13 protein-coding genes are annotated in these 15,281 nt (G+C 31.0%); 8 read left to right on the top strand and 5 right to left on the bottom strand.

The features are described from left to right. Positions 1 to 31: 31 nt before the first annotated feature. Positions 32 to 904, top strand: coding sequence for a helix-turn-helix domain-containing protein (locus FOD82_RS08010; protein ID WP_347337948.1), 873 nt, complete (start codon positions 32 to 34; stop codon positions 902 to 904). A gap of 120 nt (positions 905 to 1,024) precedes the next feature. Here FOD82_RS08010 and FOD82_RS08005 read toward each other — a convergent pair whose 3' ends face one another. From FOD82_RS08005 to thiD, 3 genes are all read right to left on the bottom strand, one after another. Beyond that, positions 1,025 to 1,357 (bottom strand): hypothetical protein, encoded by a 333-nt coding sequence (locus FOD82_RS08005; protein ID WP_144355909.1) that lies wholly within the window; start codon positions 1,355 to 1,357, stop codon positions 1,025 to 1,027. A gap of 818 nt (positions 1,358 to 2,175) precedes the next feature. Continuing rightward, complete coding sequence (locus FOD82_RS08000; protein WP_144355908.1) at positions 2,176 to 2,499, bottom strand: hypothetical protein; 324 nt, start codon at positions 2,497 to 2,499, stop codon at positions 2,176 to 2,178. A gap of 122 nt (positions 2,500 to 2,621) precedes the next feature. After that, on the bottom strand, positions 2,622 to 3,440 hold the full coding sequence (gene thiD, locus FOD82_RS07995; RefSeq protein ID WP_186277739.1) for a bifunctional hydroxymethylpyrimidine kinase/phosphomethylpyrimidine kinase: 819 nt from the start codon (positions 3,438 to 3,440) through the stop codon (positions 2,622 to 2,624). Positions 3,441 to 3,575: 135 nt separating this feature from the next. Here thiD and glpK point away from each other — a divergent pair, with 135 nt between their 5' ends. The 5 genes from glpK (at position 3,576) to FOD82_RS07970 (ending at position 10,427) form a co-directional block, all read left to right on the top strand. Then, the gene (gene glpK, locus FOD82_RS07990) at positions 3,576 to 5,078 is read left to right on the top strand and encodes a glycerol kinase GlpK (RefSeq protein ID WP_144355906.1); all 1,503 of its coding nucleotides are present in this window, start codon (positions 3,576 to 3,578) and stop codon (positions 5,076 to 5,078) included. A gap of 95 nt (positions 5,079 to 5,173) precedes the next feature. Next, entirely contained in the window at positions 5,174 to 5,944 is a 771-nt protein-coding gene (locus tag FOD82_RS07985) for a tyrosine-protein phosphatase (RefSeq protein ID WP_144355905.1), read from the top strand. Between the two features lie 10 nt (positions 5,945 to 5,954). Next, entirely contained in the window at positions 5,955 to 6,905 is a 951-nt protein-coding gene (locus tag FOD82_RS07980; RefSeq protein ID WP_144355904.1) for a LacI family DNA-binding transcriptional regulator, read from the top strand. Positions 6,906 to 7,009: 104 nt separating this feature from the next. Then, the gene (locus tag FOD82_RS07975) at positions 7,010 to 8,677 is read left to right on the top strand and encodes an alpha-glucosidase (RefSeq protein WP_144355903.1); all 1,668 of its coding nucleotides are present in this window, start codon (positions 7,010 to 7,012) and stop codon (positions 8,675 to 8,677) included. Positions 8,678 to 8,699: 22 nt separating this feature from the next. Continuing rightward, a complete protein-coding gene (locus FOD82_RS07970; protein WP_144355902.1) occupies positions 8,700 to 10,427 on the top strand; it encodes a glycoside hydrolase family 13 protein in 1,728 nt (575 codons plus the stop codon). A 24-nt stretch (positions 10,428 to 10,451) separates the two neighbouring features. Here FOD82_RS07970 and FOD82_RS07965 read toward each other — a convergent pair whose 3' ends face one another. Both FOD82_RS07965 and FOD82_RS07960 read right to left on the bottom strand, forming a co-directional pair. Next, positions 10,452 to 11,696: an MFS transporter gene (locus tag FOD82_RS07965; protein ID WP_144355901.1), complete on the bottom strand. Its 1,245-nt coding sequence runs from the start codon at positions 11,694 to 11,696 to the stop codon at positions 10,452 to 10,454. Further along, positions 11,680 to 12,660 carry a ThiF family adenylyltransferase gene (locus tag FOD82_RS07960; protein WP_144355900.1) on the bottom strand — a complete coding sequence of 327 codons (981 nt, stop codon included), beginning with the start codon at positions 12,658 to 12,660 and terminating at the stop codon, positions 11,680 to 11,682. Before FOD82_RS07960 ends, FOD82_RS07965 begins: the two co-directional genes overlap by 17 nt. A gap of 392 nt (positions 12,661 to 13,052) precedes the next feature. On the opposite strand from FOD82_RS07960, the gene FOD82_RS07955 reads away from it, so the two are divergent. Continuing rightward, the gene (locus FOD82_RS07955; protein ID WP_144355899.1) at positions 13,053 to 13,916 is read left to right on the top strand and encodes an Rgg/GadR/MutR family transcriptional regulator; all 864 of its coding nucleotides are present in this window, start codon (positions 13,053 to 13,055) and stop codon (positions 13,914 to 13,916) included. Between the two features lie 193 nt (positions 13,917 to 14,109). Further along, positions 14,110 to 15,216, top strand: a complete 1,107-nt coding sequence (ugpC, locus tag FOD82_RS07950) for a sn-glycerol-3-phosphate ABC transporter ATP-binding protein UgpC (protein ID WP_144355898.1) — start codon at positions 14,110 to 14,112, stop codon at positions 15,214 to 15,216. Positions 15,217 to 15,281 lie beyond the last annotated feature (65 nt).

Here is a 15,281-nt window from a genome sequence, read left to right as displayed (position 1 = left end):
AAGTTCTTAGACAAAGAAAGAAGTAGATAACATCGATATATACGGAAATACTTATAAAAAGTTACGCAAAAAACATGGTTTAACCTTAAGCCAAGCTTCGAGCGGAATTGTTGATGCAGCGACCTTATCACGTTGGGAAAATGGCAAAGGTGATATGTATTTTGGTAATGTAATTGAGCTTTTGAAGAAAATAAATATGTATCCTGACGAATTCATTATGATTGCAAAAACAAATGCTAATAAAAAGAGGAATGTAATTTTTGAAAAACTGAAAAAACTATATTCAGAAAAAGATAGTAGAGGACTATATGGATTAGCTCAAACTCAGCTTAAAAATTATGAAAATACTACAGAAGAACTTGATTTGTTTTTAGTAGTAACGATTTGTTGCATGTATCAAGATTTGACTAATAAAAGCATTCTTTCTAATAAGTTGAAAGCAGAATTATATTCGATTTTTGATAGGGTTCAAAGTTGGAATGAATATTACAGTAGAGCATTTGGAAATGTAGTAGAAGTTATAGATAATGAGAGAATTTTTCAATATATGAAAAGTATAGTTATTGCTATAGATGAAATCTCAAATGTAGATGCCAAAAGAAAAAATTGCATGATTATAGCTTTACTTAATGCTTATACAAAACTTATTAAGACAAGTATAGTTTTAGCTAAAAAAGCAAAAATACTATTAGAGAATTTGGAGATTCCGCGATACTTAATGTATGCAAAAGTGAAATTGTCTTTCCTAAATAATCTACTTAATTATCAATTAGGGGATAATTTTGCAGTTCAAAAAATGGAAAAAGTTACTTCACTGCTGGGCGAAGTAGGTTATTCAGAATATGCAAATGAACTTGCATTATTGTGCAAGGATGTAGCTCAAAATAAAAGAAGCCCGAAATAATTCGCGCTTCTTTTTGTTAATGGATAAACGTTGAAATTAGGTGGGTCACAACATTTAGGTTCAAAACATCATATGCTGAAGTTAGTGCAATTGTTGTAATACCTGCAAAGACTTTCTTTTTCATTTAGATAGTCCTTTCGAGTAATAAGCAATAATTCCAATGAGTACAAAATTAATTATTGCAAAAGTAGAGATCATTGGATTCCAAGCAATAAATGCTGAAATAATTCCAATAATTAATAAAATTAAACTTGTACGTAGTTGAGTTTTGCAGAAGTTTAATATTGGCAAAGCTAGTAATAATATTGCTACTAGTCCTAAAAACACATAACGAATTAAGTCAACATTACTATGTATTCCGGAACCTAATGAAAATAATAAGTTGATAAAAATAAATCCAGATATAACAATATCTAAAATTAAAAGTATGAATTTTAAGATTTTGATTGACATGTTTTTTCCTTCAGAATTTTTAAAAGTAAAATTAACCCCAGTACAATAAAGTTATAATTCAATAATCCCGGGCCCCAGCCAATTGGTAAATATAATCCTACTGCAGTTAAAACAACTAATGTAAGAAGTATAACAATTACCTTATTAAATTTTTGCTTTTTAAAAGTAAAAATTAACTCAAAAATTAGTACTAATATAGCAACAACATGACCTATTATGGGAATGATAAAATCTTTAATTCCTATGATATTTGCAGAATTAATATAGTCAGATAGATTTATCGCTGTAATTGAAGTAATGAAGATTAAAAAAATTACAGTAATTGTTTGAAGTAGATATTTAATTATTTTCATTTTGGGTATTATTTTTCAAATAATAAATGCAAATTAAAGACGATAGTACATCGTATGCAAGAAAATAAGTATAAATTATTGCAATAGAAGGAAATTGAAACTAAAAGTTATTGTAATAATCATAATTAAAATATTTATTATCAAGCAATTTAATGATAATTTCTTAAATAGAATTAAAATAGCAAAAATAAACAAACAGAAAATAAATAATCATTTTTGGAAAAATTGGTGGTATTACTTTGAATAAAAATAGACAAAGTAATAGATGATAGAATTAATCCGATTATAGCTAAGATAATTAAGATAATTCTGAATATTTTTTGCATTAATTTATTGATCACGGATCTCCTTTCTTAAATTATTTGCATTATAACTTAAGAAAGCAATTCTCTTCAAATTAGATTAACGAAATCTTGCACCTCTGCAAAAAAGTCAAAACAAAAAAAACAATTCGCAATGAATTGGTTAATTGGTATCATTCTTAGTTTCTTTCATCAAAATTAGTGTTGTAGCAATCCCAATAAAGACACAACAGAAGCCAAAGAAGTATTCCGCAAACGAATCAACGTTGAATTGATAATAAATCATTGAAATCATCAATAATCCAATAAAAACTGTTAATAAACTTGAAATATATAGACCACGAATTTCTTTTTTTCTTTTGACAACATCATTCTTAATCAATTTAAAAAATGGTTTGTTTCTATTACTTGTATAGAGCCATCTACCACCTACGATAATAAAGACAACTATTAATGCCCATAGCATAGCACCAAAGATTGGATTCATAGTGATGCGCCTCTTTTCATCCATATTCTCAATTACTTATTCACTCTCACTATGGACCCAAACGTCTTTAATATCAAACATAATGAACCAAAAACTGCTTCCTTTTTTGGAAGCAGTTATTTTTATTCTTCGGTTTCTTTCTGAGCTGCCATATGGTTAATTGGTCCCCATTTAGAACCGACTTCAATTGGGTGAGAAATAGCATCATAAGTGAAGTCTTTGGCAATCTTTACACTATTTAAAATTGAATTACCTTTCGCAAGTTCAGCTGCAATTACTGCTGAAAGAGTATCACCAGTTCCATTTACGCGGTCAGTTTTAAAATAAGGCTTAGTAAAAGTATGGAACTTTCCATCTTCAGTTAATAATAAATCAGTTACTTCTGTTTGATTATCTAAATCATGGCGCCCTTTCATCAGAACATTTTTAGCACCCATTTCTTGTAGTAAATGTGCGCCTTTTTTAACTTCATCAAGAGTGTTTAACTCAAGTCCAGTAAGTTTTCTTTGTTCATAAAAGTTAGGTGTAATTACATCTGCTAATGGAACAAGTCGCTTAATGAAAGTATTATACGAGTCATCATCCATCAAGGTATTACCATGTTTAGTTGATATTACTGGATCAATGACAATTTTACCAAAGTCATATTTTTCTAAGTTGTCAGCAACGCAATTCATAATTTCAGAATCAGCAACCATTCCAGTTTTAGCGGCCTTAATATTAAAATCTTCTGCCAAAACATCAAATTGCTTTTGAATAAAGTCAACTGGCATTATTTGTTGGGCGTAAATTCCAGTGGTATTCCCTGCAACAGCTGCAGTCATAAGTCCCATTCCATAAACGTTTCTTGCATAAAAAGAATGGAGATCAGCTGGCATTCCTGCACTACCATCACTATCATTCCCTGCAATTGTTACTGCAATTGGTTCTTGCTCCATAATTACCCTCCGTTTTTAGTTTTTACTATATATAAGAGTAGTATAACTAATAATAGTAGAAAAAACAGGGAAAAGACTTTTTTTATATGATAAATTCTATTAAACTTAATTAGAAAACGTTTTCTTGGAGGGATTATTTTGTCAGAAAAATACATAATGGCTATTGATGAAGGAACCACTTCAACTAGAGCTATGATTATTAACCATGAGGGAAAAGAAGTAGCTTCAGCCCAAAAGGAGTTTCCTCAGTATTTCCCACAACCTGGCTGGGTAGAACATAAAGCAGAGGAAATATGGACAGCAGTACAAACAACGATTGCCACTTGCTTTATTGAGTCAGGTATTCGTCCAGATCAAATAGAGTCTATTGGTATTACGAATCAACGTGAAACAACAGTAATTTGGGATAAAAAAACAGGTAAGCCAATTTATGATGCAATAGTTTGGCAATCACGTCAAACTACTGCTTTAGCAGAAAAACTAAAGCGTGATGGTTATAGCGAAATGATCCGCAAAAAAACCGGCTTAATCATTGATCCATATTTTAGTGCCACAAAAATTCGTTGGATTTTAGATCATGTTGAAGGAGCACAAGAGCGTGCAGAAAAAGGTGATTTAATTTTTGGCACAATTGATACTTGGCTTCTTTGGAAACTGACTGATGGTCAAGTTCATGTAACTGATTATAGTAATGCATCAAGAACAATGCTTTTTAATATTCATGATCTTGATTGGGATGAAGATATTTTAAAACTTTTGAATATTCCCCGAGCAATCCTCCCCGACGTAAAGTCTAATTCCGAAGTTTATGGTTATACTAAGCCCTATACTTTCTTTGGTGGTGAAGTTCCCATTGCAGCAATGGCAGGTGATCAACAAGCAGCGCTTTTTGGTCAACTTGCCTTAAAGCCAGGTATGGTGAAAAACACTTATGGAACTGGTTCATTCATTGTAATGAATACAGGAGAAAAGCCAACAGAATCAAATAATAACTTATTGACTACGATTGCTTATGGTATTAATGGAAAAATTACCTATGCTTTAGAAGGATCAGTTTTTGTTGCAGGAAGTGCTATTCAATGGTTGCGTGATTCAATGAAGATGATTAAGTCAGCTCCAGATTCTGAAAAAGCAGCTTTAAAGTCAAAATCTGAAAATGAAGTTTATGTAGTTCCTGCGTTTACTGGGTTAGGTGCACCATATTGGGATTCTGAAGCAAGAGGAGCTATTTTTGGTGTTACACGTGGAACAACGAATAATGACTTAATCAAAGCTACTTTGCAATCTCTTGCTTATCAAACTAGGGATGTAGTTGATACTATGCAAAATGATTCTGGTATTAAAATTCCAACTTTACGAGTTGATGGTGGGGCATCTAATAATAACTATTTAATGCAATTTCAGTCAGATATTTTAAATACTAAGATTGAACGTGCAAAAGTACTAGAAACAACTGGCATGGGAGTGGCGTTTTTAGCAGGACTTGCAGTTAAATATTGGCAAGATATTGATGAATTAAAGAGTATTTTTATTGTAGGACAAACCTTTAATCCTGAAATGAATGACCAAGTTCGAAAGAATCTCTATGATGGTTGGAAGAGAGCAGTTAAAGCAACTAGAGTTTTTGCACATAGTGAATAGTATATAAATCTAGTTTTATAAATATATTGATAAATAGGGAAAATGGTATAATAGTTTTGTATGTTAACGGTTTCAAAAAGAAGGTGGAAAATAAGATGGCACATGATAGAATCGTTGCTTTAGATGGTCCGTTAAATTTTCGTGATTTAGGTGGATATAAAAATAAAGATGGTCAAACTGTAAAATGGAACAAAATTTATCGTTCAGATTCTCTAAGTTCTTTATCATTTAATGACAAAATAAAACTAACTAGAATGAAAGTTACTGTTGATTGTGATTTAAGGTCAAAATATGAACAAATCTCAGCACCAGATGTTCTTTGGCCTAATGTTAAATATATTGATGCCCATATTTATTCTGAAGATCCGCGAGAAAATAAAGGTGACAGTAAGTTATTTCGTTTTATTCATCGTATTCCTAATTTGGATAATTATATTGGACAAATTTATCAAAGAGTTTTACTAAATTCCCATAGCCAAGAAGAATTTAGTAAAATTTTTGCTTATTTATTGGAATTACCGGAAGATGAGGCGCTTGTTTTTCACTGTAGTGCTGGAAAAGATAGAACCGGAATGACAGCAGCCCTTATTTTGACATTATTAGGAGTTGATGATGAAACTATTGCTCGTGATTATTTATTAACGAATCAATTATACGATTTTGCAGTCTCTAAGCAATTACCATCAAATGATGAAATTTCAAAAATGGTTGCTAAAATGAATGTCACAAAAGGTGAAGGGACAGCCATTATTGGCATTACTGAAACTATTCGTTGTGGATGGGGAAGTCCAGATAATTTCTTTAAAAAAGAACTTGGCTTTACTCAAAATGATATTGATAAATTAAGAAAAATGTATTTAGTTTAAGAGGTAAAATATGGTAACTTTATCTGATGTTGCCAAAGAGGCTAATGTTTCTAAAATGACAGTTTCAAGAGTCATTAATCATCCTGAACAAGTTACAGAAGAGTTAAAAGTGTTAGTAGAGGCTGCAATGACTAAACTTGATTATCACCCTAATACTGTAGCGCAAGCTTTAGTCAATCATCGCAGTAATGTAGTAAAGTTTGTTACATTAGAAGATATAGATACTACTGAACCTTATTACATGAATTTATTATTTGGTTTTGCCAAAGGACTTACAAAAAAACATTATGCTTTTCAATTGATTACGAATTGTGATGAGATTGAATTAGGACGTGCAGATGGCTATTTAATTACTGGGGCACGAACTAAGAATTATGAATTGTTTGATCATTTAAAAAAGCCTTTTGTATTATTTGGTGAAAATCATCGTGGTTTTGATTTTGTTGATAATGATAATCAAACTGGAACTCGAATGGCTACTGAATATGCACTTTCGAGATTATATAAACATATTATTTTTATTGGAATTGATGTTAAAGAAGCTTTTGAATATTCACGGGAAGCTGGATATATTAACACTTTGCAAAAGAATAAACTAATACCGCAAATTTATCGAATTTCAAACCATAGCCATTCAGCGCAGAGTTTAATTAAAGAGCATTTTTCTGAATTTAAAAAAGATACCTGCTTTATATGTGCTTCAGACAGAATTGCAACTGGAGTAGTGCGTCAGCTACAAGATATGGATGGCCGAGTTCCGGAAGATTTTGGAGTAATTGGATATGATGGAGTGTTTTTAGATCAAGTATCTAATCCTAAATTAACTACAATTCGTCAGTCTATTTTTGAAATGGGCGAATTGCTTGCTCAAATGCTTCTTCAAAAAATTGACCAATCTGGCTCGCCTCAAGGAGAAATTTTAATAGACCCTACGTTAGTTAGAAGAGGATCTACAAGATAGAGACAATACTTAATAAGTATTATCTTTTTTGATAGCGGTAACATATATAAAAATCTTGTAAACGATTTCTATATTCAGGTAGACTGAATTTGGAGGAAAAAATTATGAAACATTGGTATGATCACGCAATTATTTATCAAATTTATCCTAAATCATTTCAAGATTCTAATAATGATGGAATTGGTGACTTAAATGGAATCAGAAAAAGAATTCCATATTTAAAGAAATTAGGAATCAACGCAGTATGGCTAAATCCAGTTTTTGTTTCTCCGCAGGTTGATAATGGATATGATGTTTCAAATTATTTTGCAATTGATTCACATATGGGAACTATGCAAGATATGGAAAATTTGATTCATGATCTTCATCAAGCTGGGATACATGTGATTATGGATTTTGTGCTTAATCATACTTCTGATCAGCATCCATGGTTTCAAGATGCAATTAAGGATCCTAACAGTATTTATCGTGACTATTATATTTTTGCTGGACATGATAATCAACGTCCCAATAATTGGGGAAGCTTTTTTGGCGGAAGTGTATGGCAAGCCGATCCAGCAAATACTGGTCAATTTTATTTCCACTTATTTGATAAGCGGATGCCAGATTTAAATTGGAAAAATCCTGAAGTTCGTCATGCCATGCTAGAAGTTGCAGAATATTGGCTCAAAAAAGGTATTGATGGTTTAAGATTAGATGCATTTATTCATATTGCAAAAGCAGACTTAAGACAAAGTTACCCAACTAAAAATAATAGTTCAAAACCAGTAGTTGCAGAACCATTTTTTGCTAATTTACCACAAGTACAAGAATGGCTTAGACCATTTTGTGAAAGAATCAAGCAAGATTATCCAGAATGTTTATTGCTGGGTGAAGCAGCGAGTGCAAATGTAAACTTAGCAGTAGATTATACCACTAAGCGAAATCACTTGATGGATAGTGTAATTACTTTCAGATATTTTACTGAAAAAGATGATGATGTTAATAAAGATTTTCCAGCAAATTATCAACCTAAACAGCTAGATATGACAGCTTTTAAACAAAATCAAACGGTTTGGCAACAAACTTTGGCTGGAATTTCAAGACCAGTACTCTACTGGGGTAACCATGATATGGCGCGCTTAAGAACTAGAGTTGCTAAGAATAATGTTGAAGCTGAAAGTTTAGCAATGTTGATGTATTTGCAGCGAGGGATTCCAATTATTTATTATGGTGAAGAGTTGGGATTACAAAATTTAAAGTTTGATAAAGTTGAACAGTTTAATGATAAGACTGTAAAAGACTTTGTTCAGGCTGCTCAAGATGCTGGTTTAAGTTATGAGGATGCTGTTGAAATGGCAAGCCAGACTCATAAATTGCCAGCTCGTGGTCCAATGCCTTGGAATAATGAACAGTACCATGGCTTTAGTAGCGTAACTCCATGGCTTGATGGCGAAAAACGTGATCAAGCATGTGTAGTAGAAGAAGAGAATAACTTAGAGAGTGTATTGAATTTTTATAAAAAAATGATTGCACTAAAAAAAGAACCACTCTTTCAAGATGGAAATTATTATATGTTAGCTACTGATGAAAAAAGCTATATTTATCAGCGTAAATTAGGTGATGAAGAAGCTATTGTAGCTGTTTCATTAAGCTCAGAAAAAGAACAAGTGACAATACCAACTGTTTTTAATAACGAATTATTAAAGGCTGGTCAATATAATTTAAATAATGGAAATTTAACACTGATGCCTTATGCAGGAGTTGTACTAAAAAAACAAAGTAAGGAATAAAGTAAGGAATAAGGAGAAAATTATGCAATTAGCAGCATTAAGACATAGAACTGAAAGTGAAGATTGTTTTGCTTTAGATAATAAACATGTCCGCGTTCGTGTACATACAGGCAAGGATGATGTGGCAGAGATTTTTGCATATTATACAGATAACTATATGCCTACTGAATCAGTTAAAAAAATTGAACTAAAAAAAATCGGTAGGGGTCAAGTTAGTGACTATTGGGCTGCAACTTTAACAGCACCATATCATCGTTTGAAGTATACTTTTGAAATTGTTGGTAAAGATGGTACAAAAGTTATTTTGGGAGATCGTGGGATTAGCGAATTTTCAAAAGAAAATCTTAATGAAGATGGATCATATTTTAAGAGACCTTATTTACATGAAATTGATATGACTAAAACCCCCGATTGGGTCAAGCAGACTGTATGGTATCAGATTTTTCCGGAGAGATTTGCTAATGGAGATAAAAGTAATGACCCTAAAAATGTAAAACCATGGAATCCACAAGACCATCCTGGTCGAGATGATTTTTATGGAGGAGATTTACAAGGAATAATTGATCATTTAGATTATTTGCAAGAATTGGGCGTAACTGGATTATATATGTGTCCAATTTTTAAAGCACCATCTAATCATAAGTATGATACTATTGATTATTTTGATATTGATCCAGATTTTGGAGATAAAGAGTTATTTAATAAATTAGTAAATGAAGCTCATAAACGTGGAATGAAAATTATGCTGGATGCAGTTTTCAATCATTTAGGTGACGAGTCAATGCAATGGCGGGATGTTGTTCAAAACGGAGAAAAGTCACGCTTTAAAGACTGGTTCCATATTAATTATTTCCCAGTTGAACCTTATAAAGATCCATCAAAAGGAGAAGGTGAGGCTCCATATGATACATTTGCTTTTGAAAAGCATATGCCAAAATTAAATACTGCAAATCCGGAGGTTCAAGAATATTTATTAGAAATTGCGACTTACTGGGTTAAATATTTTGACATTGATGCTTGGCGTTTAGATGTAGCAAATGAAGTAGATCATCATTTTTGGAGAAGATTCCATGATGAACTTGTAAAGATTAAACCTAATTTCTATATTGTTGGTGAAATTTGGCATTCTGCACGTCCGTGGCTTAATGGGGATGAATTTTCTGGAGTCATGAATTATCCTTACACTTTACAAATTGAGGATCATTTCTTTAAAAATAAGACTAGCGCAGAAGATTTAGTAGAGCATTTAACAGATCAATTGATGATGTATCGTGATATGACTAATCAAGTAATGATGAATATGCTTGATAGCCATGATACTGCTAGAATTTTGACAGTTGCTAAAGATGATCAAGCATTAGCTCTTCAAGGGTTAACTTTTATGTTTTTACAGCCAGGTAGTCCATGTATTTATTATGGAACAGAAATGGGAATGAACGGTGGAAATGATCCAGATTGCCGTAAGCCAATGGATTGGAGCAAAAAAGATAAAGATACTTGGAAGAAGGTCCATAATCTTATTAAGTATCGTTTAGATAATAGTGAAACCTTGAGTAAAGGCAGTATTTTATTATCGGTAACAAAGGATGGACTTATTGAGGTTAAACGTACCGGTAATCAAGAAATTGTTGCATATTTTAATACAACTAATAAAGATATAAAGATAACAGTCGATGATAATCTTAGCCAAGGATATAAAAATGGCATCCTTACTCCTAAAGGCTTTGTAGTTTCTAACAAGGAAAACTAGAATAAATAACAAAGAGCAGACAATTTAGTCTGCTTCTTTAATATTTAATTTTGTAATGGTGGGTGAATTAAGATGGCTATAAATAATCAAAGCTAGTCCTATAATTAGTGAAAATATTCCAGTTCCAATCCATAAATAAAGAGTGGAGATTTTAAGAAAGGAGCTGAAATAACTAACTAATGAAAATAATGAAAAAGTTGAAGTAACAAGTGCGTGCATAGAACTCATGTCCTGTGATGAGAATGACCGATACATAAGTTTTTCAAAAATATTACCACTAAGTCCAGTAGTCAATGAAGAAATTAGCAAAAAGAATAATCTAATGATATCAGGCATTCCAGGAATCCCTATAACAATAAAACTACCTCCGGTAATAATATAATCAATTATAAAAAAACTATGAGCATTTAATTTTATAAATGGAGCCAGCAATCCACCGCAGACATCACCTGTTTTTTGAATTGAAGATACTAATGGAAATAAAGCGACTGCTAAACCAAGTTCTTTCATAGTTATTGGTAAAAGTTGCAATAATAGTCCTGTTAAACCGCCAAGAATAGCTTCTGATAAGATTATTAAAAATGCAGGTAAAGTATGAGTATATGTATAAAACTTTCCTTTTAATAGTGATAAGTATGTTTTTTCAGTGGTATCGTTAATAATATTAGGTTCTTCTTGTTTAGGAGTATGATAATTTATACCTAAATAAAAAAATATACCTATAAATGGTAAAAGAATACTGAGTATTAGTAGTAATGAACTTCCAATAGTTATAATTACACCTGAACTAATTAATCCTGTTAAAATTGTTAATACAGAACTAGTAACATAGCTAATGTTGACAGTTTTGTCTATTTCAGATTGATCTTCATATAAAATTATAGGTATATAGCCGATTTCAATAGAACCAGATATTGTAACAATAAGTTGAAGCAAAAATTGTAAAATTCCAATATATATCAAATTAAATTTAAATATTATTAAGCATACTTCTGTTATGAGAATAAGAATTGCTGAAGCTTGTAAAAATATTAGTAAAAATTTTTGATTCTTAATAGTTGCAAGTTTAGGTACTAATATTGCTAATAGCATTGAGGGAAGTATTGCAATTATTCCAAATATTCCTAGAATACTAGAATTTGCATGATAATTTTTTACTAAAGTGTAAAGTAGTAAAATTTCAAATATTGAATCACCAATTGTAAAAAGCGATTGACCTAAAATTAGTTTCCAGAAGTTTTGATTTTCAATTTTATTTTGATACGTCATATTTAAGAATGTCCCAACTATCGAAATCTATTTGTATTGCTGTTTTAGGGATACGTAATTTAGTGAGTAATAAAATGGCGTTGTAAGCAACTAAACCAGCGGCCATATATGTTACTGGAGCTATTACAGCGGTTGGAAATTCACACTTTACTAAAGTATCAGCTTCAATACCATTTTCTCCTACAAAATCACTATAATTTATAGTAATTTTAGGAATTTTTACAAATACATTAGCACACGTGGAAGCATAACTTCCAAAGATAACAGGAATATTAAACTGATTAGAGATACTATCAAACCACCTATCTATATTCTTGGGTCTGTCCATGCAATTTATAATTAAGTCTACTTTAGTATTAGAATTAAGTAATTTTTCTATATCTTGTTTAGATTTAATTTGAATATTAATAGTTTTAATTGAAGTTTTACTATCAATTGAACTAAGATAATTTTTGCAAGCCTCTGTTTTAAAGATGTTAATATCTTGTTCAGTATAAGCTCCTTGTCGAGTTAAATTAGAATAATCTACTTTATCAAAGTCTAATAATGTGAAGTGTTTGATTCCTGTGCGTATAAGTTGTTCTGCAACGTTAGATCCTATACCACCTAATCCAAAAATCATTACATGAACTTGTGATAAAATATTTTGGTATTTTATTGGATTAACATTTTTAGAAATATCAATCCATTCATAAAAATTATAATTTCTAGAATACCTATATTGTGTTTGATAATCATTTGTGGTTAAAATGCCCAAATTTGTAAATTCCTTTATCTTTTCTTTCAGTTCTGCGTCTGTTATATTAATTTCAGAACGTGTAATTTCATCATTAAGAAATTTAATGAGATTACGATTGATAGATGTATTAGAAATTTTTCTAACTAATGTTGGATTACCGTATCCAAAAACAATTTCATCGTTTTCAATAGTTGGTTGTAATGTTTTCTTTAATTTAATTTCCATGTTTTTATTCCCTTAGATAAAATAAAACTAACAAGTTAGACTTGTTAGTTAAAGTACATTATTAACGACCACCGTTGCGCCATTGACGAGTTGTCATAAAAATCATCTCCTTTCAAATTAATATAAAAACTAAGATAGTTTTGCCAATAATTGAATAAGAGTAGTTGGCAAGACATATAAACTTAATAGTGTAATGAAATATTTCCTGATTTTCATTTTTTCTCCTTTCGTTACTTGATACATATAGTGTAAAATAAATAAAATTTAATTTTAATTTTATTTAAAATACTAAAGTTTACTTTATAAATAATAGCTGAAATGATTGGTATTAAGAGAAACTAGCTTATAAAAATAGGCTGTATAAAAAGTAGCAAGAGGAGATAAGAACGAAAATGTATGGAGAAATTTATAAAAAATTGCGTGTTCAACAAAATATTTTGCAAAAAAATGCTGCTAAAAATATAGTATCAGTTCCGTTGTTATCGTTATGGGAAAATGGAAAAAGTGATATTACTTTTGAAAAATTTGTTAAATTAATTAAGCGAATTAATTTAACTCCTGAGGAATTTTTTAAATTGGCTAAAATTGCAACACCTAGTTCAGTAGTTAAAAAAATAGAATCTCTGTATATGACTAAGGATAATGAAGGTCTTGAAACCTTAACTACAAAACGAATAAAACTTTATCAAAAAAGACGGTCTCTTGATGATTTATATTTGGCAGTAATCTCATGTAATTACTATTATGATTTAAGTGGTAAAAATTTATTATCATCTAAGTACCAAGAGAAATTAATCAATAAGTTATCAGATGTTAAATTGTGGACTAAAAAATATATTAGTATTTTAGGGAATAGCATTGTTTTGCTATCTGATAAAAATATCTATGGATTAACAAGCCTATTAATATCTAATTGGTCTGATATTCAAGTATTGGATGATATAAATCAAGATGGAGTAGCAACTTATAGTATTGCATTTCATACATTATTAAATGCATTAGATATTTTAATTGTAAGAAAAAATTATCTTTATGCTGAAAAATTGGCTATAAAAATCAAAGACATACCAATAAAACGAGATTTTTTGTATATAGAGTTACGGAGACAGTTTTTAATTGAATTATTAAATTATAAAAAGGATAAAAATAAGGATCTCTCTAAACTTAGTGAGTTAATTAATATAGCTTCTAGTCTGAATCAAAGAGATACAGCCTTTGAATTTATGGATGAAATTAAAAGACTAGAGAATAAATAACAAAAGCAGACAATTTAGTCTGCTTTTTTAATATTTTGTTATAAATTCTGATACCGGTAACAATAAAAAAGCTATTGTAAAGCGTTTTCAAAACATTCATAATGTAAGCGTAAACAAAAAGCAAAATACTTGATTTATCCAGAAGCTAAAACAGTTTTTGAAAAGAGATAAAGATAGAAAGTAGGGGGAGAATATGGTTGAAGTTGATTTAAACCATATCTATAAAAAATATCCAGGAAATGATTACTATTCTGTAAATGACTTTGATTTACATATTAAAGATAAAGAATTTATCGTTTTTGTTGGACCATCTGGTTGTGGTAAGTCAACTACCTTAAGAATGGTAGCGGGACTTGAGGATATTAGTAAGGGTACGTTAGAAATCGACCATAAAGTAATGAACGATGTTGCTCCAAAAGACCGACACATTGCTATGGTATTCCAAAACTATGCCTTGTATCCTCACATGTCAATTTATGACAATATGGCATTTAGTTTAAAGTTGCGTCATTATTCAAAGGACGAAATTGAAAAGCGAGTACAACATGCTGCTGATATTTTAGGATTGAAGCAATATCTTGATAAAAAGCCAGGAGAATTATCTGGTGGTCAACGTCAGCGTGTAGCACTTGGACGTGCAATTGTGCGCGATGCTCCAATTTTTTTGATGGATGAACCACTTTCAAACCTTGATGCAAAATTACGTGTATCAATGCGTGCCAATATTGCCAAGCTTCATCAACGTCTTGGCACAACTACTATTTATGTAACTCACGACCAAACTGAAGCCATGACTTTGGCTGATAGAGTTGTAGTTATGTCAGTTGGTAGAGTTGAACAAATTGGCACTCCCCTTGAGGTATATAACCATCCAGTAAATCAATTTGTAGCTGGATTTATTGGATCTCCTCAAATGAACTTTTTCAATGTTCATTATAAAAATCAGCGTATTACTGATGGTAAGGGTCTTAATATTGAGATTCCTGAAGGAAAAGCCAAGATGCTTGAAGAAAAAGGTTACGCAGATAAGGATGTAGTATTTGGGATTCGTCCTGAAGATATTCACGCTGAAGAAGCCTTTTTGGAAACTTGGCCAAATGCTGTAGTTGAATCAGAAGTTGTTGTTTCTGAACTTTTAGGTGCAACTATTCAGCTATATCAAAAAGTCGATGGTACCGAATTTGTTGCTATTGTAAATGCTCGTGATTATCATGAACCCGGCGACAAAGTCAGAATGGGCTTTGATGTTAATAAAGCTCACTTCTTTGACAAAGATACTACTAAGGCTATTGTTAACTAACTTGTGCTGAAGACGCAGTATAAGAATTTAATATTGATAGCAATCCGCAGCTAATTCTGCAGTTG

The sequence above is a fragment of the Lactobacillus sp. LL6 genome (assembly GCF_007570935.1).
Lineage (GTDB): Bacteria > Bacillota > Bacilli > Lactobacillales > Lactobacillaceae > Lactobacillus.
This window is presented reverse-complemented; position numbering and strand designations above follow the sequence as displayed.

What these genes read in the sequence shown, in the direction of transcription:
- ugpC (WP_144355898.1), top strand. Translation starts at nt 14,110, where the DNA reads ATGGTTGAAGTTGATTTAAACCATATCTATAAAAAATATCCAGGAAAT.
- FOD82_RS07960 (WP_144355900.1), bottom strand. Translation starts at nt 12,660, where the DNA reads ATGGAAATTAAATTAAAGAAAACATTACAACCAACTATTGAAAACGAT.
- FOD82_RS07980 (WP_144355904.1), top strand. Translation starts at nt 5,955, where the DNA reads ATGGTAACTTTATCTGATGTTGCCAAAGAGGCTAATGTTTCTAAAATG.
- FOD82_RS07985 (WP_144355905.1), top strand. Translation starts at nt 5,174, where the DNA reads ATGGCACATGATAGAATCGTTGCTTTAGATGGTCCGTTAAATTTTCGT.
- FOD82_RS07970 (WP_144355902.1), top strand. Translation starts at nt 8,700, where the DNA reads ATGCAATTAGCAGCATTAAGACATAGAACTGAAAGTGAAGATTGTTTT.
- FOD82_RS07965 (WP_144355901.1), bottom strand. Translation starts at nt 11,696, where the DNA reads ATGACGTATCAAAATAAAATTGAAAATCAAAACTTCTGGAAACTAATT.
- FOD82_RS08005 (WP_144355909.1), bottom strand. Translation starts at nt 1,357, where the DNA reads ATGTCAATCAAAATCTTAAAATTCATACTTTTAATTTTAGATATTGTT.
- FOD82_RS08000 (WP_144355908.1), bottom strand. Translation starts at nt 2,499, where the DNA reads ATGAATCCAATCTTTGGTGCTATGCTATGGGCATTAATAGTTGTCTTT.
- FOD82_RS07975 (WP_144355903.1), top strand. Translation starts at nt 7,010, where the DNA reads ATGAAACATTGGTATGATCACGCAATTATTTATCAAATTTATCCTAAA.
- FOD82_RS07955 (WP_144355899.1), top strand. Translation starts at nt 13,053, where the DNA reads ATGTATGGAGAAATTTATAAAAAATTGCGTGTTCAACAAAATATTTTG.